At 60.5% G+C, this 20,639-nt stretch carries 27 protein-coding genes; all 27 read right to left on the bottom strand.

From position 1 onward, the window contains the following. Positions 1–2: 2 nt before the first annotated feature. The 27 genes from CFI11_RS08985 to CFI11_RS24935 all read right to left on the bottom strand — a co-directional run bounded on the left by CFI11_RS08985 (position 3) and on the right by CFI11_RS24935 (position 20,633). Complete coding sequence (locus CFI11_RS08985) at positions 3–776, bottom strand: type III pantothenate kinase (protein WP_130405131.1); 774 nt, start codon at positions 774–776, stop codon at positions 3–5. Positions 777–787: 11 nt separating this feature from the next. Further along, positions 788–1,537, bottom strand: a complete 750-nt coding sequence (locus tag CFI11_RS08980; protein ID WP_130405129.1) for a biotin--[acetyl-CoA-carboxylase] ligase — start codon at positions 1,535–1,537, stop codon at positions 788–790. A gap of 63 nt (positions 1,538–1,600) precedes the next feature. Beyond that, positions 1,601–3,043 (bottom strand): NADH-quinone oxidoreductase subunit NuoN, encoded by a 1,443-nt coding sequence (gene nuoN / locus CFI11_RS08975; protein WP_130405127.1) that lies wholly within the window; start codon positions 3,041–3,043, stop codon positions 1,601–1,603. A gap of 14 nt (positions 3,044–3,057) precedes the next feature. Continuing rightward, complete coding sequence (locus CFI11_RS08970; protein WP_130405125.1) at positions 3,058–4,599, bottom strand: NADH-quinone oxidoreductase subunit M; 1,542 nt, start codon at positions 4,597–4,599, stop codon at positions 3,058–3,060. After that, positions 4,599–6,707, bottom strand: a complete 2,109-nt coding sequence (nuoL, locus tag CFI11_RS08965) for an NADH-quinone oxidoreductase subunit L (RefSeq protein ID WP_130405123.1) — start codon at positions 6,705–6,707, stop codon at positions 4,599–4,601. Before nuoL ends, CFI11_RS08970 begins: the two co-directional genes overlap by 1 nt. 7 nt (positions 6,708–6,714) lie before the next feature. Then, positions 6,715–7,020 carry an NADH-quinone oxidoreductase subunit NuoK gene (gene nuoK / locus CFI11_RS08960; protein ID WP_008553673.1) on the bottom strand — a complete coding sequence of 102 codons (306 nt, stop codon included), beginning with the start codon at positions 7,018–7,020 and terminating at the stop codon, positions 6,715–6,717. A gap of 97 nt (positions 7,021–7,117) precedes the next feature. After that, a complete protein-coding gene (locus CFI11_RS08955; RefSeq protein ID WP_130405121.1) occupies positions 7,118–7,720 on the bottom strand; it encodes an NADH-quinone oxidoreductase subunit J in 603 nt (200 codons plus the stop codon). Beyond that, positions 7,717–8,124: a carboxymuconolactone decarboxylase family protein gene (locus CFI11_RS08950; RefSeq protein WP_130405119.1), complete on the bottom strand. Its 408-nt coding sequence runs from the start codon at positions 8,122–8,124 to the stop codon at positions 7,717–7,719. Before CFI11_RS08950 ends, CFI11_RS08955 begins: the two co-directional genes overlap by 4 nt. Then, positions 8,124–8,342, bottom strand: a complete 219-nt coding sequence (locus CFI11_RS08945) for a hypothetical protein (RefSeq protein WP_130405117.1) — start codon at positions 8,340–8,342, stop codon at positions 8,124–8,126. The genes CFI11_RS08950 and CFI11_RS08945 overlap by 1 nt, the downstream gene beginning before the upstream one ends. Further along, complete coding sequence (gene nuoI, locus CFI11_RS08940) at positions 8,339–8,833, bottom strand: NADH-quinone oxidoreductase subunit NuoI (RefSeq protein ID WP_130405115.1); 495 nt, start codon at positions 8,831–8,833, stop codon at positions 8,339–8,341. The genes CFI11_RS08945 and nuoI overlap by 4 nt, the downstream gene beginning before the upstream one ends. Before the next feature lie 11 nt (positions 8,834–8,844). Further along, positions 8,845–9,117 (bottom strand): NINE protein, encoded by a 273-nt coding sequence (locus tag CFI11_RS08935; protein ID WP_130405113.1) that lies wholly within the window; start codon positions 9,115–9,117, stop codon positions 8,845–8,847. A 6-nt stretch (positions 9,118–9,123) separates the two neighbouring features. After that, on the bottom strand, positions 9,124–10,161 hold the full coding sequence (gene nuoH, locus CFI11_RS08930) for an NADH-quinone oxidoreductase subunit NuoH (RefSeq protein ID WP_130405111.1): 1,038 nt from the start codon (positions 10,159–10,161) through the stop codon (positions 9,124–9,126). Positions 10,162–10,167: 6 nt separating this feature from the next. Next, positions 10,168–10,554 (bottom strand): hypothetical protein, encoded by a 387-nt coding sequence (locus CFI11_RS08925; protein WP_130405109.1) that lies wholly within the window; start codon positions 10,552–10,554, stop codon positions 10,168–10,170. Next, on the bottom strand, positions 10,551–12,569 hold the full coding sequence (gene nuoG, locus CFI11_RS08920) for an NADH-quinone oxidoreductase subunit NuoG (RefSeq protein WP_130405107.1): 2,019 nt from the start codon (positions 12,567–12,569) through the stop codon (positions 10,551–10,553). The genes CFI11_RS08925 and nuoG overlap by 4 nt, the downstream gene beginning before the upstream one ends. 3 nt (positions 12,570–12,572) lie before the next feature. Further along, complete coding sequence (locus CFI11_RS08915) at positions 12,573–12,983, bottom strand: DUF5333 domain-containing protein (protein WP_371687472.1); 411 nt, start codon at positions 12,981–12,983, stop codon at positions 12,573–12,575. A 101-nt stretch (positions 12,984–13,084) separates the two neighbouring features. Further along, the gene (locus CFI11_RS08910; RefSeq protein ID WP_130405105.1) at positions 13,085–13,420 is read right to left on the bottom strand and encodes a hypothetical protein; all 336 of its coding nucleotides are present in this window, start codon (positions 13,418–13,420) and stop codon (positions 13,085–13,087) included. 4 nt (positions 13,421–13,424) lie between these two features. Next, positions 13,425–13,919: a DUF3291 domain-containing protein gene (locus CFI11_RS08905; RefSeq protein ID WP_130405103.1), complete on the bottom strand. Its 495-nt coding sequence runs from the start codon at positions 13,917–13,919 to the stop codon at positions 13,425–13,427. Next, on the bottom strand, positions 13,916–14,398 hold the full coding sequence (locus tag CFI11_RS08900; RefSeq protein ID WP_130405101.1) for a DUF3291 domain-containing protein: 483 nt from the start codon (positions 14,396–14,398) through the stop codon (positions 13,916–13,918). Before CFI11_RS08900 ends, CFI11_RS08905 begins: the two co-directional genes overlap by 4 nt. Continuing rightward, positions 14,385–14,582, bottom strand: coding sequence for a hypothetical protein (locus CFI11_RS08895; RefSeq protein ID WP_130405099.1), 198 nt, complete (start codon positions 14,580–14,582; stop codon positions 14,385–14,387). Before CFI11_RS08895 ends, CFI11_RS08900 begins: the two co-directional genes overlap by 14 nt. A gap of 95 nt (positions 14,583–14,677) precedes the next feature. Next, positions 14,678–15,976, bottom strand: a complete 1,299-nt coding sequence (gene nuoF, locus CFI11_RS08890) for an NADH-quinone oxidoreductase subunit NuoF (protein WP_130405097.1) — start codon at positions 15,974–15,976, stop codon at positions 14,678–14,680. Between the two features lie 5 nt (positions 15,977–15,981). After that, a complete protein-coding gene (locus CFI11_RS08885; protein WP_130405095.1) occupies positions 15,982–16,206 on the bottom strand; it encodes a DUF5337 domain-containing protein in 225 nt (74 codons plus the stop codon). An 11-nt stretch (positions 16,207–16,217) separates the two neighbouring features. Next, positions 16,218–16,937: a hypothetical protein gene (locus CFI11_RS08880; RefSeq protein ID WP_130405093.1), complete on the bottom strand. Its 720-nt coding sequence runs from the start codon at positions 16,935–16,937 to the stop codon at positions 16,218–16,220. 27 nt (positions 16,938–16,964) lie between these two features. After that, complete coding sequence (gene nuoE / locus CFI11_RS08875) at positions 16,965–18,098, bottom strand: NADH-quinone oxidoreductase subunit NuoE (RefSeq protein ID WP_130405091.1); 1,134 nt, start codon at positions 18,096–18,098, stop codon at positions 16,965–16,967. Between the two features lie 82 nt (positions 18,099–18,180). Continuing rightward, the gene (locus CFI11_RS08870; RefSeq protein WP_130409972.1) at positions 18,181–19,392 is read right to left on the bottom strand and encodes an NADH-quinone oxidoreductase subunit D; all 1,212 of its coding nucleotides are present in this window, start codon (positions 19,390–19,392) and stop codon (positions 18,181–18,183) included. A 191-nt stretch (positions 19,393–19,583) separates the two neighbouring features. Then, positions 19,584–19,754, bottom strand: a complete 171-nt coding sequence (locus CFI11_RS24275) for a hypothetical protein (protein ID WP_165390225.1) — start codon at positions 19,752–19,754, stop codon at positions 19,584–19,586. Then, positions 19,754–20,359, bottom strand: coding sequence for an NADH-quinone oxidoreductase subunit C (locus CFI11_RS08865; protein WP_130405089.1), 606 nt, complete (start codon positions 20,357–20,359; stop codon positions 19,754–19,756). Before CFI11_RS08865 ends, CFI11_RS24275 begins: the two co-directional genes overlap by 1 nt. 13 nt (positions 20,360–20,372) lie before the next feature. Continuing rightward, entirely contained in the window at positions 20,373–20,633 is a 261-nt protein-coding gene (locus CFI11_RS24935) for a DUF2158 domain-containing protein (RefSeq protein ID WP_165390224.1), read from the bottom strand. Positions 20,634–20,639 lie beyond the last annotated feature (6 nt).

Here is a 20,639-nt window from a genome sequence, read left to right as displayed (position 1 = left end):
GACTAAGTATTTTCCTTGTTATATTGATGGATCACGGTCAGACCGTGCATCGTCAAATCTTCTTCGAAACTGTCAAATAGCGTCTCGGTCTGCTGGAACAATGGCGCGAGCCCCCCGGTCGAGACCACGTTCATCTGCTGCGCGCGTTCCGCCTTGATCCGGGCGCAGACCTCGCGCACCAGACCGACATAGCCCCAGAAGACACCTGATTGCATGCAGGCCACCGTATTTGTGCCCACCACGCGCTGCGGCTTGGAGATGTCCACATGCGGCAGGGCCGCCGCAGCCATGTGCAGCGCCTCAAGGCTCAGGTTCACGCCAGGTGCAATCACACCGCCCACATAGGCCCCGTCCACATCGACAACGTCGAAGGTGGTCGCGGTGCCGAAATCAACCACGATCAGGTTGCCCCCATGCCGATCAAAGGCGCCTGCCGCATTCACCAGCCGGTCCGGCCCAACCTGCGTGCCCTCGTCTACGCGCGGCGGGTTCGGGAGCAGGCATTCAGGTTTGCCCACCACCAGCGGGCGGCAATTGAAGAACCGGTCGGCAAAGACGCGCAGGTTAAAGACCACCCGCGGCACCGTCGAAGAGATGATCACATCGGTGATATCCGGTTCGATCCCGTAATGCTTGATCAGGGTCGAGAACCAGGTGAAATAAGCATCCGCCGTGCGCGCGTGATGGGTGGAGGTGCGCAACGTGCACAAAAACTCCGTCCCGTCCCAGATCGAGAACACGGTGTTGGTATTGCCGCAGTCAATGGCCAGAAGCATCGGGCGCCCCCTTAGAAATAGACGTCGGCCGCGGGGATGCTGACGCGACCCTTGGCTGTCTTTAAGACAAGCGCGCCGGTCTCGTCCACTGTCTCGAATGTGCCCGTTGTCTCGGACGCGCCGGTTCGCGCGGTGACCACCTCCCCCAACCTGGCCGCGCGGCTCAGCCACGCGGTGCGGATTGGCGCGAACCCGTAAGCGCGAAACTGGCTCTCATACCGATCAAAGGCGCTGGCCAGCAAGGTCAGCAACATCTCGGGTTCGACCCGCGCGCCGGTTTCAGACAAAAGCGAGACAGGACGCACCGCACCCTCCTCGACCTCTCCGGGATCCGGCGCCTCGACCAGGTTGACCCCCACACCGATAAAGAGTGTCACGCCTGCGCCTGGCTGCGACATGCTTTCAAGCAGGATACCGGCAAGTTTGCCGCCATTCAGCAACACATCATTGGGCCATTTGAGCGCGAAAACCTCCGGCCGACCCGTCAGAGCCACGCAGGCATCGTAAAGCGCAAGTGAAATCGTGAAGCTCCGCAGGGCCGCTTGTGCCGGGCTCCCTTTGGGGTGCATCACAAGGGTCGCCGCGAAATTGCCTTTTGGAAAGCGCCATGCCCGCCCTCGCCGTCCACGGGCGGCAGTCTGATGATGCGCAAGGATCCATTCCGGGCCGCTCAAATCCGGCGCGAGGCGCGCGGCTTCATCTAGCGTGCTGTCTACACGCTCCAGAACGCGCCGCCCATAGCCCTGGGGCCAGTCCGTCATCTTCTTCTCGATCCAAATACGGCCGCCGGAGGCGTCCTGCCGCCTGCCACACACATACCGGTTCTAGTTGACAAGCGTCGCCGCCGCGGACGCTGCCGCGCCCTCGACCCCGAACATGTTGATGATGCCCAGAACCATGATCGCGGCAGAGGCCATGAGGAAACCGGCCAGTATCGGATTGCCGCCCGTCTCCAGTTCGTCTTGCCCCTCTTCGCCGAAATACATGTAATAGACGATACGCAGGTAGTAGAATGCCCCGATGACCGAGGCGATCACCCCTGCGATGGCCAGCCAGACGAGGCCCCCTTCATAAGCTGCCCGCAGCACGTAGAACTTGCCGAAAAAGCCCAGCATCGGGGGCACGCCGGCCAGCGAGAAGAGAAGCACCAGCATCGCCAATGCCTTTCCAGGCTCCCGCCTCGAATACATGTTGAGCGCGGCGATATCGGTGACGGGCTGGCCGTCCTTTTCCATCATCAGAATGAAGGCGAAGGTGCCGATATTCATCGTAACGTAGATCGCCATATAGACGAGCATCGCCTGTACGCCAAAAACCGTGCCCGATGCCAGACCCATCAGCGCATAGCCCATATGTGCAATCGAGGAATAGGCCATCAGCCGTTTGATGTTGCTCTGCCCGATCGCGGCGACGGCGCCCAGAAACATCGACAGGACCGAGATCATCGCGACGACCTGGCTCCAATCGGCGACGACAGCGCCAAAGGCGTCATGCATCACGCGTGCGAAAAGCGCCATGGCGGCAACCTTGGGGGCTGTTGCAAAGAAGGCGGTCACCGGCGTCGGAGAGCCCTCGTAGACATCCGGTGTCCACATATGGAACGGAACCGCAGACACCTTGAAAGCCAGGCCAGAAATAAGGAAGATCAAACCAAAGAGCAGCCCAAGGGAGACCTCGCCCTGTTGAGCGGTCTGGATGATGCCTGAAAAGAGCGTGGTTCCGGAATAGCCATAAACCAGCGACGCGCCGTAAAGCAGCAAACCAGAGGACAAGGCGCCCAGCACAAAGTACTTAAGGCCTGCCTCGGTCGATTTCACATTGTCCCGGCGCAGAGAGGCGACGACGTAAAGGGCGAGCGATTGCAGCTCAAGACCCATATAGAGCGCCATGAGGTCTCCGGCGCTCACCATCATCATCATGCCGACGGCGGCCAGCGCGACGAGCAGCGGATATTCAAAGCGCAAAAGATCCCGGCGCGCCATGTAATCCTGGCTCATCAGCAGGACGGCGGCGGCGGATACCAGGATCACGACCTTTGCAAAGCGCGAAAAGCCGTCGTCGATGAACATGCCGCCGAAGGCCACGTTGGTGCCGCCCCCGGTCAGCCCGATGCCTGCTGCAATGGCCAGCATCGCAGCACTGGTCAGCCAGACCAAGGCCGGCGCCATCGCGTCTTTCGACGTATAAACCGCCCCGATCAGTCCCAGCATGGCAAAGACCGACAGCAGGATTTCCGGCAGGATGATCGCGAGATCCGCTTGCAGCATCTCTCCGCCCCTTCTTAGTTCGACACAAACATCGTCGTGGCCTTAGCCGCGGCGAGGCCGGTGTCATAATTTGCAATCAGCGCCTCGACAGAGGGGCCAATGATATCGGTGACCAGGCTGGGATAGACGCCAAGCAGAAGCGTCATCACCACCAGCGGCGCAAAGATGACACGCTCACGGCGCGTCATGTCGGTGATGGATTTCAGCGATTCCTTGATCAGATCGCCCATCACCACCCGGCGATAGAGCCAGAGCGCATAGCCCGCCGAGAAGATCACACCTGTCGTGGCCACTGCCGCGACCCAGGTGTTGACCTGGAAAACCGCCATCAGGGTCAGGAATTCTCCGACAAATCCGGACGTGCCCGGCAGGCCGACATTGGCCATGGTGAAGAGCATGAAGATCAGCGCATAGGCCGGCATTCGGTTCACCAAGCCGCCATAGGCATCGATGTCGCGGGTATGCATCCGGTCATAGATCACACCCACACACAGGAACAGCGCGCCCGAGATGAAGCCGTGGCTGATCATCTGAAAGATCGCGCCGTCAATGCCCTGCTGGTTGGCGGCAAAGATGCCCATGGTCACAAAGCCCATATGGGCGACCGAGGAATAGGCGATCAGCTTTTTCATGTCGTCCTGCACCAGCGCCACAAGCGAGGTGTAGACGATGGCAATCGCGGACATCCAAAGGATGAGCGGCGCCATGACCTCTGACCCGACCGGAAACATCGGCAGGCTGAACCGCAAGAAGCCATAGCCGCCCATTTTCAGAAGGATCGCCGCCAGCACGACGGAGCCTGCGGTAGGCGCCTGGACGTGGGCGTCGGGCAGCCAGGTATGGACCGGCCACATGGGCATCTTGACCGCGAAGCTGGCAAAGAAGGCTAGGAACAGAAGGGTCTGAAGCCCCCCGACGATCTGAATGCCGAGCAGGCTGAATGTCTCGAACTCGAATTGGTGGGTCAGAAGCTGTTCGATATCGGTGGTGCCCGCATCGACGAACATGCCGACCATGGCCACCAGCATCAGCACCGAGCCGAGGAAGGTGTAGAGGAAGAACTTGAAGCTCGCATAGATGCGGTTGGCCCCGCCCCAGATGCCGATGATCAGGAACATTGGAATAAGGCCCGCCTCGAAGAAGAGGTAGAAGAGCACCAGGTCGAGCGCCATGAAAACACCCAGCATGAGTGTCTCCAGAAGCAGGAACGCGATCATGTATTCCTTGACCCGGGTTTGGACGTCCCAGCTCGCCGCGATGACCAGGGGCATCATGAAGGTGGTCAGCATCACGAACAGAACGCTGATCCCGTCCACGCCCATCTTGTATTGCAGACCCAGAAGCCATTCGCCCTCTTCCACGAACTGAAAACCGGTATCGGAGGGATCGAAGCCGAAGAGGATGAAGAGCGAGACCACGAAGGTGGCCGAGGTCGCAAACATCGCCACCCATTTGGCATTGCGCTGCGCAGCCTCGTCCTCGCCTCTCAGGAAGATGGCGAGGATCAGAGCGGCAAGAGCCGGGATGAAGGTGACGATGGAAAGAAGGTTGTCCATCAGTTGGACCCTCCGATCGACATCCAGGTGACCAGAGCGGCGATGCCGACGACCATCCAGAAGGCGTAAGTGAAGATGTATCCCGATTGCGCACGGCCTGCGAGGCGGGTGAAGAAGGGGATGATGCCCATCGATACGCCGTTGATCGACCCGTCGATCACGTCACCATCGCCGCGCTTCCAAAGCAAGCGGCCAAGACCGATGGCGGGTTTGACGAAGAGGACGTCGTAGATCTCGTCAAAATACCACTTGTTCTTGAGGAACAGATACAAGGGACGCTGGTTTTCGGCCAGTTGCCGGGGCAGTGCTGGGTTCAGAATGTAGAACCAGTAGGCCACGGCAAAGCCGATCAGCATGGCGATGAAAGGCGAGGTTTTCACCCAATAGGGCACTTTATGCGCATCATCGAGAAGGGTGTTGTCGGGGGCGATGTAAAGCGCGCCCTCACCCGGCTGACCGGCGAAAACGTAGTGATGTTTATCGTCCTTGGCGCCGGCGTCTCCTTCGCCGTGACCGGCGTCGTCGACGGCGTGATCGTCGTTATGCTCAGACGCTTCGGCGTAGGGAATGCCATAGAAGTTGGCGACCTGATCAGTATGGCCGAAGAAGGATTTGTACCAGACCATGCCCGCCAGCACCGCACCCACAGCCAGAACGCCCAGGGGGATCAGCATCACCATCGGGCTTTCATGGGCATGCTCATGCGTGTGCTTGTCGCCCCGCGGCTCGCCATAGAAGGTCAGGAACATCAGCCGCCACGAATAGAAGCTGGTGAAAAGCGCCGCGATGACCAAAAGCCAGAAGCCGTATCCGCTGCCCGCCGCATAGGCGCTTTCGACAATGGCGTCCTTGGAATGGAAGCCGGCAAAGCCGATAGGGATCTCGCCCAGCGTGACGATCCAGACCGGAATGCCAACGCCGGTGATGGCCAGCGTTCCGATCATCATTGCCCAGAAGGTAAAGGGGATCTTCTTGCGCAGCCCGCCGTATTTCATCATGTCTTGCTCGTGATGCATCGCATGGATGACAGAGCCTGCCCCCAGAAACAGCATCGCCTTGAAGAACGCATGCGTGAAGAGGTGGAACATCGCCGCCGAATACATGCCCACGCCCGCGGCCACGAACATGTAGCCCAGTTGCGAGCAGGTCGAATAAGCGATCACACGCTTGATGTCGGTCTGCACCAGACCCACCGTGGCCGCAAAGAATGCTGTCGAGGCGCCCAGCACCGTCACAAAGGCCATCGCTTGCGGTGCGAATTCCATGATCGGGGACATGCGGCAGACAAGGAACACGCCTGCCGTCACCATCGTGGCCGCATGGATCAGCGCCGAAACCGGTGTGGGTCCCTCCATCGCGTCTGGCAACCAGGTGTGCAGGATCAGTTGGGCCGACTTGCCCATCGCACCGATGAACAGCAGGAATGCAATCAGGTTGGCCGCGTTCCATTCGGTCCAGAGGAACGTCACCTGGGTCTCGGCCAGCATGGGTGCTGCAGCGAAAACATCGCTGAAATTGATGCTGTCGACGAGGAAGAAGAGCGCGAAGATGCCGAGCGCAAAGCCGAAATCGCCCACCCGGTTCACAATGAATGCCTTCATCGCGGCCGCATTGGCGCTTGGTTTACGGTAGTAGAACCCGATCAGCAAGTAGGAGGCAACACCCACGCCTTCCCAGCCAAAGAACATCTGAACCAGGTTGTCTGCCGTCACGAGCATCAGCATGGCGAAGGTGAAGAACGACAGATAAGCAAAGAACCGCGGCTTATAGACCTCGCCCTCGCGCCATTGCGGATCGTGATCCATGTAGCCAAAACTGTAGAGATGCACGAGGCTCGACACCGTGGTGACAACGATCAGCATGATCGCCGTCAGCCGGTCCATGCGGATCGACCAATCGGTACTGAGAGAGCCGCTTTCGATCCAGCGCAGAATCTGGATCTGCTCCGTCACCCCGTCGAAGGTCAGAAAAACAATCCAACTCAGGATCGCGGCCAGGAAGAGTAACCCGGTGGCCACCCACATCGCCGCCGTCTCGCCGATGAACTTCCAGCCAAAGCCGCAGATGATCGCTCCGACGAGCGGGGCAAAGAGAATGATCGTTTCCATGAGCGTCTCAGCCCTTCATCACGTTGACGTCTTCCACGGCGATGGTGCCGCGGTTACGGAAGAAGCAGACCAGGATCGCCAGTCCGATTGCCGCCTCGGCGGCGGCCACCGTCAGCACGAAGAGCGTGAAGACCTGCCCCACGAGATCGCCCAGAAAGCTGGAGAACGCCACCAGGTTGATGTTCACCGCCAGCAGCATCAATTCGATGCTCATCAGCAGGATGATCACGTTCTTTCGGTTCAGGAACAGACCGAAGATGCCGATCACGAAGAGTGTCGCAGCGACGGTCAGGTAGTGTTCTAGTCCAATCATTCTGTCCCTCCCGGCCTCTAGGACCGGTTGAAGTATCCGTAGGCCGCCAGGATCGCGACGGCGATGGCAACAAGGATTGCGATTATGTCTCCGTCCATCAGAGCCCCTGCCCCGGTTTGACGTCTTTCAACTCCATTGCGGTGGCCGGGTCGCGGTACATCTGCGCCAGCACATCCTGCCGCTTCACATCCGAGCGATGCCGCAGGGTCAGCACGATGGCGCCCACCATCGCGACCAGCAGGATCAGGCCCGCCAGCTGGAAGAGCAAGAAATACTGATCGTAAAGGATCATGCCCAGCGCTTCGGTGTTGTGGCGATCCACCGGGGTGATCTGCGCGCGCAGGTTTTCAGCCGCGTCATTCGCTTCCCATGCGCCGAAGGCCATCACGAATTGCATCAGGATCACGACGCCGATCAGTAGGGCGAGCGGCATGTATTTGGCCATCTCCGCCTTTAACTGGGCAAAATCCACGTCCAGCATCATCACCACGAAGAGGAACAGAACCGCGACCGCACCCACGTAGACGATGATCAGCAACATCGCGACGAATTCCGCGCCCAGGAGCACGAAAAGGCCCGCCGCCGACAGGAAAGCGAGGATCAGCCAGAGCACCGAATGAACGGGGTTGCGGCTGATCACGGTGAAGAGCCCCCCGGCGATCACACTGATCGCGAAAAGGTAGAATGCAAAGACGCTCACGCCTCATCTCCTTCGTTGTCGTCCAGCACCTCACGCGCCAGTTCCAGCGCGCGGGTCATGGCGGGGATGCCTGCGAACATCGACATTTGCCCGATCGCCTCGACGATCTCCTGCTTGCGCGCGCCCGCCTCCAGTGCGTGGCGCACCGTCTGACGCACGGCCGTGTCGGCCTGCGCGCCCTGCATGGTCAGCCCCGCCAGCGTCAAGAGCAGCCGGGTCTTGGCATCGAGCCCGTCCTTGTTGACCGCATTGCCGAACCACATCTCCATGACATCCTTGGGCATGGTGGGCCAAAGCGCCTCGAACCCCTTGGGCGAGAAGCTTTCCATCGCAGGATTGAAGGCCTTGGCCATTTCCTGCGCCTGGGCGATCATCAACTCGAACGGGGTTTTGGCGTCACTCATCAAAAACCCCCGATGCACATGTCATGATCCGCCATCTCGGCACTTGGGCCATAGGCTGCCATCAGTGCAGCATCACCGGACCGGTTTGTCCAACCCCAGGGGCAGGTCTCGCCCATCGCGATATAGAAGACCTCTCCCCGCATCCAGGCAGAGGCCGGCCCTTTCAGAGCCAGCACGAAGCCGAGAACGCAGAGCGATATGGCGGCAATCCGGATCATCTGTAAGGCGCGTCGATCTCAAGGTTGCGGGCAATTTCGGCTTCCCAGCGTTCGCCGTTAGCAAGCAGCTTGTCCTTGTCGTAGAACAGCTCCTCCCGCGTCTCGGTCGCAAACTCGAAATTCGGCCCTTCCACGATGGCATCGACCGGGCAGGCTTCCTGACAGAAGCCGCAATAGATGCATTTCGTCATGTCGATGTCATAGCGCGTGGTCCGGCGGGACCCGTCCTCGCGCGGTTCGGCATCAATCGTGATCGCCTGTGCGGGGCAGATCGCCTCGCAAAGCTTGCAGGCGATGCAGCGTTCTTCTCCGTTGGGATAGCGCCGCAGGGCGTGTTCGCCGCGAAAACGGGGGCTTAGAGGTCCCTTCTCATGCGGATAGTTCACCGTCGCCTTGGGCGCGAAGAAGTATTTCAACCCCAGTTTCATGCCCTGGAAAAAATCGGCCAGAAGGAAGTATTTGGCCGCACGTCCGTAGTCGATTTGAGTCATGTTTCAGCCTCCTAAACGTCGGTACGATCCATGGATGTTCCGGGATCCGCACGCTCCATCGCCGGAACAAGAAAAAGGTCTGCCAGCATCCAGAAGAAGACGGCGTAAAGCCCGAAGGCTCCGATCCCGCCTAGAGCAACAAGTGGCACGGACACAAGCGTCGTGATCAGCATCAAACGCGCACTTTTGGTATGACGCAGGTAGAACCGGTGCAAACCGAACCACCCCAGCGTAACCAGAAGCACATAAGACAGGACCAGACGCTTTGCGCGTTTCGATGCCATGCGCCATCATGCCCCCACCGCCCAGCGGGCATAGATGCCCCAGAACCAATCGAACTTGGCGGCAAAGGCCACGAAGACGACCCATACCAGGCTGAAGGGCAGGAACACTTTCCAGCCCAGGCGCATAAGCTGGTCATAGCGATAGCGTGGCGTGATCGCCTTGACCATCGCGAAGAGGAAGAAGAAGAACGCCATCTTCGCCACCATCCAGATCGGCCCGTCGGGCAGGAACGGGATGGGCGACAGCCAGCCGCCGAAGAACAAAAGGCTCATCAGCGCACACATCAGGAAGATCGCAATATACTCGCCGGCCATGAAGAGGAGGAAGGGGGTCGAGGAATACTCAACCTGATAGCCCGCCACCAGCTCGGATTCCGCCTCAGGCAAGTCGAAGGGCGGGCGGTTCGTCTCGGCCAGGGCGCTGATAAAGAACAAAAACACCATCGGCAGATGTGGTAGCCAGTACCAGCCAAAGAACCCGAAGTCGGTGTCCTGCGCGTTCACGATGGCGCCGAAATTCATCGAACCCGTGGAGAGGATCACCCCGATGATGATGAGCCCGATGGACACCTCGTAGGAAATCATCTGCGCCGCCGACCGCAGGGAGCCCAGGAATGGGTACTTCGAGTTCGAGGCCCAGCCGCCCATGATCACGCCGTAAACCTCGAGCGAGGAGATGGCGAAGACATAGAGGATGGCCACGTTGATATCGCTTAACACCCAGCCGTCGTTGAACGGGATCACTGCCCAGGCCAGCAGGGCCAGAACGAACGAGGTCATCGGCGCCAGCATGAAGACGGTCTTGTCGGCACCCGCAGGAACGACCACCTCTTTCACGACATATTTCAGCGCGTCGGCCACGGTCTGCAGCAGGCCAAAGGTGCCCACCACGTTGGGGCCGCGCCGCATCTGAACGGCGGCCCAGATCTTGCGGTCACCGTAGACAAGGAACAGCAGGCTGATCATGACAAAGGCAACGACAGCAAGGACTTGCGCGAGGATGATCACCGCGACGCCGCCGGGGGTGGTAAAGAAGTCAGCCATTAATCCTCACACCGTGGGTATTCCGTTTTCCACGCAATTGGCGGCCACGACTTCGGCGTCGATGGTCCGCGCGCCGCGGGGCAGCGAAGGCGAGATGGTGTAAACAGCATCTCCCGCCCAGACGCCACCCTCTTCGTACACATTTGTGCGTAAATGCCGCGCAAATCCGTAGCCCCGGATCAGCGTGTACTGCGCTGCAGCACATTCGGCATAATCCTCGACATCCGCCTCGCTGCGGGCCCCCGCCATCACGACACCAAATTGCACCAGATCCCCCTCCAACAGACGCGTCTGGATGCCCCGGTAGTCCGGTGCAAATTTCGCGACCTCATCCTGGCCTGTCGGATCACAGGCCATCAGGAGGAAAGGAGATATCAGCGCCATACGCCTCATTCCGCCGCCAGCGGCGCCTCTATCCGGGCGCGGGCATTGGCCGAAAGCTCAGCCATCAGCGTGCTGGCCCGGGCGATCGGGTTGGTCAGATAAAAGTCGCTCAGGGCATAGGCGAAAGGTGTGTCGACAAGGTTACCGCCCTCGAGGAGCTGCCAGTTATTTTCCGGCACCGTGTCGATCTGTCCCAGATGCGGCGCAGCCGCCACCAGAGCCTGGCGTAATTGCGCGATGCTGTCGAAGGGCAGCGTCGCGCCCATCTCGGAACTCAGCGCGCGCAGGATGGCCCAGTTCTCCTTGGCCTCACCGGGCGGGAAACCCGCGCGCAGGGCAAGCTGGGGCCGTCCTTCGGTGTTCACGAAGAGGCCCGGCTCTTCCGTATAGGCAGCCGCCGGCAGGATCAGGTCGGCGCGGTGTGCGCCGCGATCTCCATGGCTGCCCTGATAGATCACGAAAGCTCCGGGTGCGATGTCGATCTCGTCAGCGCCGAGGTTGTAGATCACATCCGCATCCGAGACCGCATCCATGCCGCCTTCGGTCGTGCAACCGGCATCCATCGCACCGACACGGCCCGCTGCGGTGTGCAATACGAGGAAACCGGACTTTGTGGACTCAGCCAGTTGCATCGCGTGGGCGAGAACCGCAGCGCCATCCTCACGCTGCAAAGCACCTTGACCCACAATGATCAGAGAGGGTTTTTCGGCAACGCCGCTGTGATCGCGCTGCAAGAGATCTGCCATGATTGCGGGGCCGTCGCCGATATGCGCGTAATCGTAGGTCAGATCGACCTTCGGTCCGATCACACCGACATTGGCGCCGGCCAGCCAGGCCTTGCGGATACGGGCATTCAGCACCGGGGCATCCACGGCCGGGTTGGCCCCGATCAGCATGATCGCCTCTGCCGTGTCAATCTCCTCGACCGTGGCGGTGCCGACATAGGCGGAGCGATTGCCCGACGGCAGCTTTGCGCCATCGGTGCGGCATTCGACGACGCCGCCCTGCCCTTCGATGAGTTGCTTGAGCGCAAAGGCGGCCTCAACCGGGGCGAGATCGCCCACCAGACCGGCAGCCTTCTTGGCCCCTTGCAGGGCCTCGGCGGCTTTGCTTAAAGCCTCCGGCCAGGTGGCCGGGCGCAGTTTGCCGTTCTCGCGCAGATAGGGCTTGTCCAGACGCTGGCGCCGCAGACCATCCCAGACGAACCGGGTCTTGTCGCTGATCCACTCTTCGTTCACGCCATCATGGTTGCGCGGCAGAAAGCGCATCACTTCGCGCCCTTTCGTATCCACCCGAATGTTCGAGCCCAACGCGTCCATCACATCGATGCTTTCGGTCTTGGTCAGCTCCCAGGGCCGCGCTGTGAACGCGTAAGGCTTCGACACCAGTGCCCCCACCGGGCAGAGGTCGATGATGTTGCCCTGCAGGTTCGAATTCAGCGTCTCTCCCAGATAAGACGTGATCTCGGCATCCTCGCCCCGGCCCGTCTGGCCCATCTGGGTGATCCCCGCCACCTCTGTCGTGAACCGCACGCAGCGCGTGCACGAAATACAGCGCGTCATATGCGTCTCGACGAGCGGGCCCAGATCCAGATCGTCCACCGCGCGTTTCGGCTCTCGGTAGCGGGAGAAATCCACGCCGTAGGCCATCGCCTGATCCTGCAGGTCGCATTCCCCGCCCTGGTCGCAGATCGGACAATCGAGCGGGTGGTTGATGAGCAGGAACTCCATCACACCTTCACGTGCCTTCTTGACCATGGGGCTGTTGGTTTTGACCACCGGCGGCTGCCCTTCCGGGCCGGGCCGCAGATCGCGGACCTGCATCGCGCAGGACGCGGCAGGTTTCGGCGGGCCGCCCACGACCTCCACCAGACACATCCGGCAATTACCGGCGATCGACAGTCTTTCGTGATAACAGAAGCGCGGGATCTCGATCCCCGCCTCCTCGCAGGCCTGAATGAGGGTCATCGCCCCCTCTACTTCGACCTCTGTGTCGTCGATGATGATCTTGCGAAGGTCAGACATGGTCTATTTTGCCCTCAATAGCACGCCGATCGCGCTGTTTCTGGCGATCTCGGCGCGTCCCAGCGCGCACAGATCGTCCGGTTTCGTGGGATCGACCCCGTTGGCCGCGTAGTAGCGTGCGCCGCGTGCGCGCATGCGATCCTTTTCGGTGTCGGAATTGGTGTAGGCGTCGATCTCTGCCTGGCTGTAGCCCAGATCGAGCGCATGTTGCTGGATCGCCCTAAGCGTGCTGAGCGCCCGGCCAAAGCGCGGCGAGATCGCATCACAGCCCTTGCGGATTTCATTGGCCAGCGCGACGTAGAGCAGCCCGTCGTCGATCCGTGCCACATCCCGCAGCGGTGGCTTGGCCGCAGCGGCCCCGGCCGTGGTCACTGCCGCCGCCAAAATCAAGCCATATCCAATCCTGTACATCATCTGACCTGCCTTCTTCGCGTTTGAAAAGACATAGCTCAGAGGCGCGGCGCTGTTATGCAATAACAGCACGCTTCGCCGGGAAGGATATGCGCGGATATCGCTCATTTCGGGTTGCACGCGCCCCGGAATGTCAGCGTATCATTGGTCACGGCAAGCGCCGTTCCTTCGGTATCGGGACCCACCGACCAGATCATGTCGGATGTACCGTAGTTTTCGATGCAATAGCGGATCGCCTCGTATCGGCCCGCTTCCCGCGCGCCGTCCAGCGAGGCCGAAACCGGGCGAACCGTGACCTCAAAAAGCTTGCGATTGTCGCGGTCCACGGTCGAGGCATTCATGCGGAACAATTGCCCGTCGAACCGGATGCGGTCATCGCGGCTGGGGCCGCAGCCCGCCAGCAGGGCCAGTCCGGTCAGGGTCAGGATTACACTCTTCATGTCTTCACTCCGCTGCCAGATGCGAACAGCCATGGCTGCGCCACATCTGCGCCTCCTTCAAATGTGACCAGCCAAAGGCGTGGTCGCTGTCTCCATGTGCCTCCAGATGGGCCAACCGCCCCAACGCCTCCTCCAGCGTCGGGTGATGGCCCGCGGGCACCCACCACATCACGAAATGCATCTGTCCCAGCACTTCGAACCAGTTCTGCCGGCGCTCGTAAAACTGCTTGTGGATTGTGCCCCACACAAAGCACTCCAGGCTCTCCACATCCTCCCAGACGGTCAGGTTCGGGATGAAGAGCGGATCGCCCCCGATGGAGGCCTGCGTGTTGCCCGTCCCCGGTTCGCCCGAGCCCTCCATCATCCAGACAAAACCCGGCATCCGTTTGCCCAGGCCGTTCACGCGGTCGAGGTTCTCCATGAACTCCGCCACGCGCGGATCGTCCACGGGGGCCACCAGTCGCCCGACATTCAACTCCGCCAGATGCATGCCGCTCATGCCGCCTCTCCGCATTGCTTGGTCTTCCACATCTGCGCCTCTTTCAGCCGTGCCCAGCCGAAGGCGACATCGCTGTCGCCATGCGCCTCGAGATGCCGAAACCGCTCCATCGCCTCGTGGATCGTGGGGCGGTGCCCTTCCGGCACCCACCACATGGCCAGCCTCAGCGTGTCCACGACGCCGTACCATTCTTCCTTGCGGTCGTAGAACCGCTTGTGGACGGTGTCCCAGACGAAATGCTCCAGGCTCGCCGCATCCTCCCAGACCGACAGGGTCGAGGCATTGCGCGGATTGCCCCCCATCGGACCATCCGGATCGGTCTGGGCCGCTTCCATCTCCTCCTCGCCCAGCATCCAGACAAAGCCCGGGCTGCGCTGCGCGATCCCGTTGACCAGAGCGATCCCGTCGGCGAAATCCTTCACGCGCGGATCGTCCCAATCGTATTTGAGGACGCCGTGATTGAACTCAGCCAGATGCATTGCCCGGCTCCCGCGTATGACGACGCACCAGCTCGCGCGCCTGCCAGAAATTCAAGATGAAGGCGAGTGCCATGAGAATGGGTCCCAGAGCCGACCAATCCCGAGGCGCACCCGTGATCAAAACGACGCTGAGATAGATGGAAAAGCCGATGACCAACGGGCCGAATGCAAACAGCGCTGCCATGGGTGCACTCATCCCATTGCCCCGTGCCAATAAACTGGTCGCAACTGGAACAAACAAGAAACCCAAGATCGCTAAATAGGTTGCGTAAGTCTCCATCACTCCGCCGCCATTGTTACGCCGCCCGGGCCACGCTTGTGCTTGATGCGATCCTCGATCTCGTCGCGGAAATTGCGGATCAGGCCCTGGATCGGCCAAGCCGCCGCATCGCCCAGCGCGCAGATCGTGTGGCCCTCGACCTGCTTGGTCACATCAAAGAGCATATCGATCTCCTCGACCTCCGCCTCTCCGGTCACCAGCCGTTCCATCACCCGCATCATCCAGCCCGTGCCCTCGCGGCAAGGCGTGCACTGGCCGCAGCTTTCGTGCTTGTAGAACTTGGCCAGCCGCCAGATCGCCTTGATGATATCCGTGCTCTGATCCATCACGATCACCGCAGCCGTGCCCAGGCCCGATTGCAGGTCATTGCGCAGATAGTCGAAGTCCATGATCGCATCGCGCATCTTCTCTCCGCGCACGCACGGCACGGATGAGCCGCCCGGGATCACAGCCTTGAGGTTGTCCCAGCCGCCGCGAATGCCGCCGCAGTGCTTTTCGATCAGCTCTTCGAAGGTGATCGACATCGCCTCTTCGACCACGCAAGGGTTGTTCACGTGCCCGCTGATGGCAAAGAGCTTGGTGCCGGCGTTGTTGGGCCGGCCAAAGCCCGCGAACCAATCGCTGCCCCGGCGCAGGATCGTGGGCACGACCGCGATGCTTTCCACATTGTTCACCGTGGTCGGGCAACCATAAAGCCCCGCGCCCGCCGGAAATGGCGGCTTCATGCGTGGCATGCCCTTTTTGCCTTCAAGGCTTTCCAGGAGCGCTGTTTCCTCGCCGCAGATATAGGCGCCCGCACCGTGATGCAGGTAGATGTCGAAATCCCAACCCGAACCGGCCGCATTCGGACCGACCAGTCCCGCATCGTAGGCCTCGTCAATCGCGGCTTGCAGCGCCTCTTTCTCGCGGATGTATTCGCCGCGAATGTAGATATAGCAGGCATTGGCGTTCATCGCGAAAGACGCGATCAGACAGCCTTCGATCAGCGTGTGCGGATCGTGGCGCATGATCTCGCGGTCCTTGCAGGTGCCGGGTTCGGACTCGTCGGCATTCAGCACCAGGTAGCTGGGCCGCCCATCACTTTCCTTGGGCATGAACGACCATTTCAGACCCGTTGGAAAGCCCGCGCCACCGCGTCCGCGCAGCCCGCTGTTCTTCATCTCCTGAACGATCCAGTCGCGGCCCTTTTCGATCAGCTTGGCCGTGCCGTCCCAGTGACCGCGCGCCTGCGCGCCCTTCAGGGAACGATCATGCATCCCGTAGAGGTTGGTAAAGATCCGGTCCTGGTCCTTCAGCATCTCAGCTACCCTTTATCCGCCTGGCGCGCGCGCCAGATCTGAAAAATGTTCACGCCCGCATAGATCAGCGCGGCGAGTGCGGCGAGGTCGAAAAGGAAGACGAACCGCACCGGAAGTCCCATCGCCCCGCCGATCCATTGAGCGCCAAGCCACAGCATCATCGTCCCCGCAATCACCAGAGACACATGGCGGCCCTTGCGGGCCAGCTGCTTATCCTGCTCGGCGCTCATGGCTCCTCATGTCATTTCTTGCGCGCGGAGAATTCAGTCTCTCCGCCATCGGCAAGGATCTTGGCCTGTTCGATCCAGCCATCCCGCTCGATCCGGCCCTTGAATTTCAGCCTTGTGTCCACCCAGGCGACCTCGGCATCTGTCCAGGCGGCGATCTGGTCGAAATGGTAAAAGCCCAGCTCGTGCAGGGTCTCTTCCAGTTTCGGTCCCACGCCCTTGAGCAGTTTCAGATCATCCGGCCCGCCATCCCGCGGTGCCGCGAGCGTTTCCGGTTTTTTCTCGTCAGCGGCCTCATCAGTCGCCGTCTCAGGCTCCGGATCCGCCGGGGTCTCAGCCATTGCCTCTGCCGCGGGCGCGGCCTCAGCTTCGTATTTCCACGCTCCCTTGCGCTCGGCCAATTCCGCCTCGCCCGCAAGCGGCGTGGACGGTTTAACCGCGGGCGCGGGTGCCGCCGCTGCCGGAGCCGCTGCAGTCTTAACCTCTGGCGCGGGCTTTTCCGCAGCCGGAGCGGGCGGGGCAATGGTCACGCTGCCGGGGGCCGGCAACGGCTTGCACAAAAGCCAGCTGAGCAACAGCCCCGCCACGACAAAGACCACGCCGCCGGCAAAAACCCCCTGAATGAACAGCCAGTCCGCGACAACCATCAACCCGATTGCCAGAGCCGCCCCCCCGAGGGCCGCCACAAGCCAGCACGTAATCGCGCAGCTCAAGGATCCCGTTTTGTTGTCCATCTCAGTCACTCTCCCTTGTTTTGTGCCTTATTCCTTGTAGATACCGTCTTTTTTCGCACTTTTGGAGAAATCTGTCTCTAGACCTTTGGACAGGGTATCCGCCTGCTCGACCCAGTTGTCCCGGCTGACACGGCCCTTGAACCCTTCGAGGTTCTCATCGACCCAGGCAACCTCTCTCGGGGTCCAGGCGGCGATCTGGTCGAAATGATAAAAACCCAGCTCATTCAGCAGCGTTTCGAGCTTCGGCCCCACCCCCTTGATCAACTTGAGATCGTCCGGTTCCCCTTCCCGCGCGGCATCAAGCGCGGCGGGTTTGTTCGCGTCAGAGGGGCCTTCCGGCTTGGCCGTCGAGCTTGCGGGGGCTTCTTGCTTCGTGACCCCGGTGTCATCCGCAGGGTTTGAGGTGGCCGGTTTCGGATCCGCCGGTTTGGTCGGCTCATTGGCCGCCTCCGGCTTGCCCTGCCAAGGTGTGATCAAGGGAACCTCGGTGCCATCGATCCGCTTGATTGTGTCGCCGATATCCGTCGCCAGCTGCACGGACGCGTTGTATTGCGTCTTGCCGCTGTCGTATTCGGTCAGACTGGTGAGCCCGGCCAGCGGTTCAGAGGCATAGCGTCCGTTTTGGGGGCCGGGCACAGGCACTTTGCCGGCGGCCATCTCGTCGATGATCTCCCCCAGCCGCGCGGCGGTCAGATCTTCGTAGTAATCCTTGCCGATCTGGGCCATCGGCGCGTTCGCGCACGACCCCAGGCATTCGACCTCTTCCCAGGAGAATCTGCCATCCCCGCTCAGCTCATGCGCGCGTTTGGCGATCTTGTCCTTGCAGACCGCAACCAGATCCTCGGCCCCGCAGATCATGCAGGACGTCGTTCCGCAAATCTGGATATGTGCCACTGAACCAACGGGTTGCAGCTGGAACATGAAGTAGAAAGAAGCCACTTCCAGCGCCCGGATATAGGCCATGCCCAGCATCTCGGCGACATGTTCTATGGCCGGACGGGTCAGCCATCCCTCCTGCTCCTGTGCGCGCCACAGGATCGGTATGATCGCGCTGGCCTGCCGGCCTTCGGGATACTTGGTGATCTGCGCCTCGGCCCAGGCCTGATTGGCAGGCGTGAACGCGAAGGTTTCGGGTTGGTCGGGGTGAAGACGGCGGAGCATCAATTCGTCTTTCTGTGCTTGCGGAGACTGCGGGAGCCTCCGGCGGGAGTTTTTCTGGCAAGATGAAGGAACATGCCGTGCTTCACCGGTCGATTTCTCCGAAGACCACGTCCATCGTTCCGATGATCGCTGCGACATCCGCCAATTGGTGCCCCTTGGCCAGGTGGTCCATCGCCTGCAGATGCAGGAACCCCGGCGCACGCAGTTTGGCCCGGTAGGGACGGTTGGTGCCGTCGGCCACGAGATACACGCCGAACTCGCCCTTCGGTGCCTCGACCGCGCAATAGACCTCCCCCTCGGGCACGTGGAACCCTTCGGTGTAAAGCTTGAAATGGTGGATCAGCGCTTCCATCGAGGTCTTCATCTCGGATCGCTTCGGCGGGGTGATCTTGCCGCGCGCCAGCACGTCGCCCGGTGTCTCGCGCAGCTTGGCGATGGCCTGTTTGATGATCGACGTGGATTGCCGCATCTCCTCCATCCGGACGAGGTAACGGTCATAGCAGTCGCCGTTCTTGCCGACAGGGATCTGGAAGTCGAACTCGTCATAGCACTCATAAGGCTGCGAGCGGCGCAAATCCCAAGCCAGACCGGAGCCGCGCACCATCACGCCCGAGAAACCCCATTCGAGGATATCCTCCTCGGTCACCACGCCGATATCGGCGTTGCGCTGCTTGAAAATGCGGTTTTCCGTGAGCAGCCCGTCAATATCATCAAGCCGATTGGGAAACTTCTCCGCCCACGCCTCGATATCGTCGAGCAGATCGTCGGGCAGATCCTGATGCACGCCGCCGGGCCGGAAATACGCAGCGTGAAGCCGCGCGCCACAGGCCCGCTCGTAAAAGATCATCAGCTCTTCGCGCTCTTCGAAGCCCCAAAGCGGTGGCGTGAGCGCGCCCACGTCCAAAGCCTGCGTGGTCACGTTCAAGAGGTGGTTCAAAACCCGCCCGATTTCGGAATAAAGCACTCGGATCAGGCTTGCACGGCGTGGCACCTCGACGCCGGTGAGCTTTTCGATGGCCAGACACCAGGCGTGTTCCTGATTCATCGGCGCCACGTAATCGAGGCGGTCGAAGTAAGGCAGGTTCTGCAGGTAGGTCCGGCTTTCCATCAGCTTTTCGGTGCCGCGATGCAAAAGACCGATATGCGGATCGCAGCGTTCCACAATCTCGCCGTCAAGCTCAAGCACCAGCCGCAAAACCCCATGTGCCGCAGGGTGTTGCGGGCCGAAGTTGATGTTGAAGTTGCGGATCTTCTGCTCGCCGGTCAGGGCATCGTCGAATTTGGAGCCGTCCATCATGTCGTTTCTCCGTTTCGTGCGTAATCTCGGTCAAGTTTTCTACGCAGGCCACTTGTAAAGTGTTGAAAACACCCAGTGATTATTGCCGATTGATAGGACTCGACCTTTACCGTCTTTTTAAGAAGTGGCATGGACGCCAATCCCAAGCCAACAGCCGCAATCGCAGTGTTGATCAGCTCAAACCACATCTACAGCTTCTCCAGTTCCTGCAGCTTCATCGCCATCACCCAGGCCAGGATCGGCACCCCGATGGGGACAAGGCAGGCCAGCGCCCACCATTTGTTAACGCCAAAATGTGGCAGAAGTTTCAGCATCGGGATCGCGGTCAACGCGCAGATGATCCAGAAGACACCGCCCATCACTTCGCCTCCTGCTTTTCATCCCCCGGAAGGATGTATTCCGCCCCTTCCCAAGGGCTCATGAAGTCGAACTGCCGATATTCCTGAACAAGGCTCACCGGTTCGTAGACGACGCGCTTTTCAGCCTCGTCGTACCGCACTTCGGTATAACCGGTGGTCGGGAAATCCTTGCGCAGCGGATAGCCACGAAAGCCGTAGTCCGTTAGGATGCGCCGCAAATCCGGGTGGCCGGTGAACAGGATCCCGAACATGTCGAACACTTCTCGCTCGAACCAGTTGGCCGAGCGATGCGCCTCTACGATCGACGGGACCATATCCTCTTCCCGGATACTCACGCGGAGCCGGATGCGATGGTTCTGGTACATCGACAGCAGGTGATAGACGACATCGAACCGCTTGGGCCTCTCGGGGTAGTCCACGCCCGTTATGTCGACCAGCGTCGAAAAGCGGCAGGTCGGATCGCCCTTCAGAAACTCGACGAACCCCACGATATTCGATGGGGCCACGTCGATGTTCAGCTCTCCATGCGTCACGTCCCAGGCCAGCACGCAATCGGTGCGTTTGGCTTCGATATAGGCACCCAACTCGTTCAGCGCGCTAGACATATATTTCGGCCTCTCAATTTGAGCTCTCGGACGCCTCTGGCACTCTCAGGTTTGCCGGGCGAAGTCTTTTGCATTCGGGGCAGTGCGGCATCACCATTACGTGTCTGCTCGAGCCATGTTGTAGCATTCCCAGCCGATAGGAGCGTTGTCTTGGCATCCCTTTACTATCTATCCAGTCACACAAAATCGCGTCGCCCTCAATCGATGACACTGTCATGTTTGGCCCACCACTCCTGAGAGAAACGATATCTCCAACAGAAATGGAGCCAATCACTATTCG

Origin of the sequence: Thalassococcus sp. S3 (assembly GCF_004216475.1) — a bacterium.
Classification (GTDB): domain Bacteria; phylum Pseudomonadota; class Alphaproteobacteria; order Rhodobacterales; family Rhodobacteraceae.
This window is presented reverse-complemented; position numbering and strand designations above follow the sequence as displayed.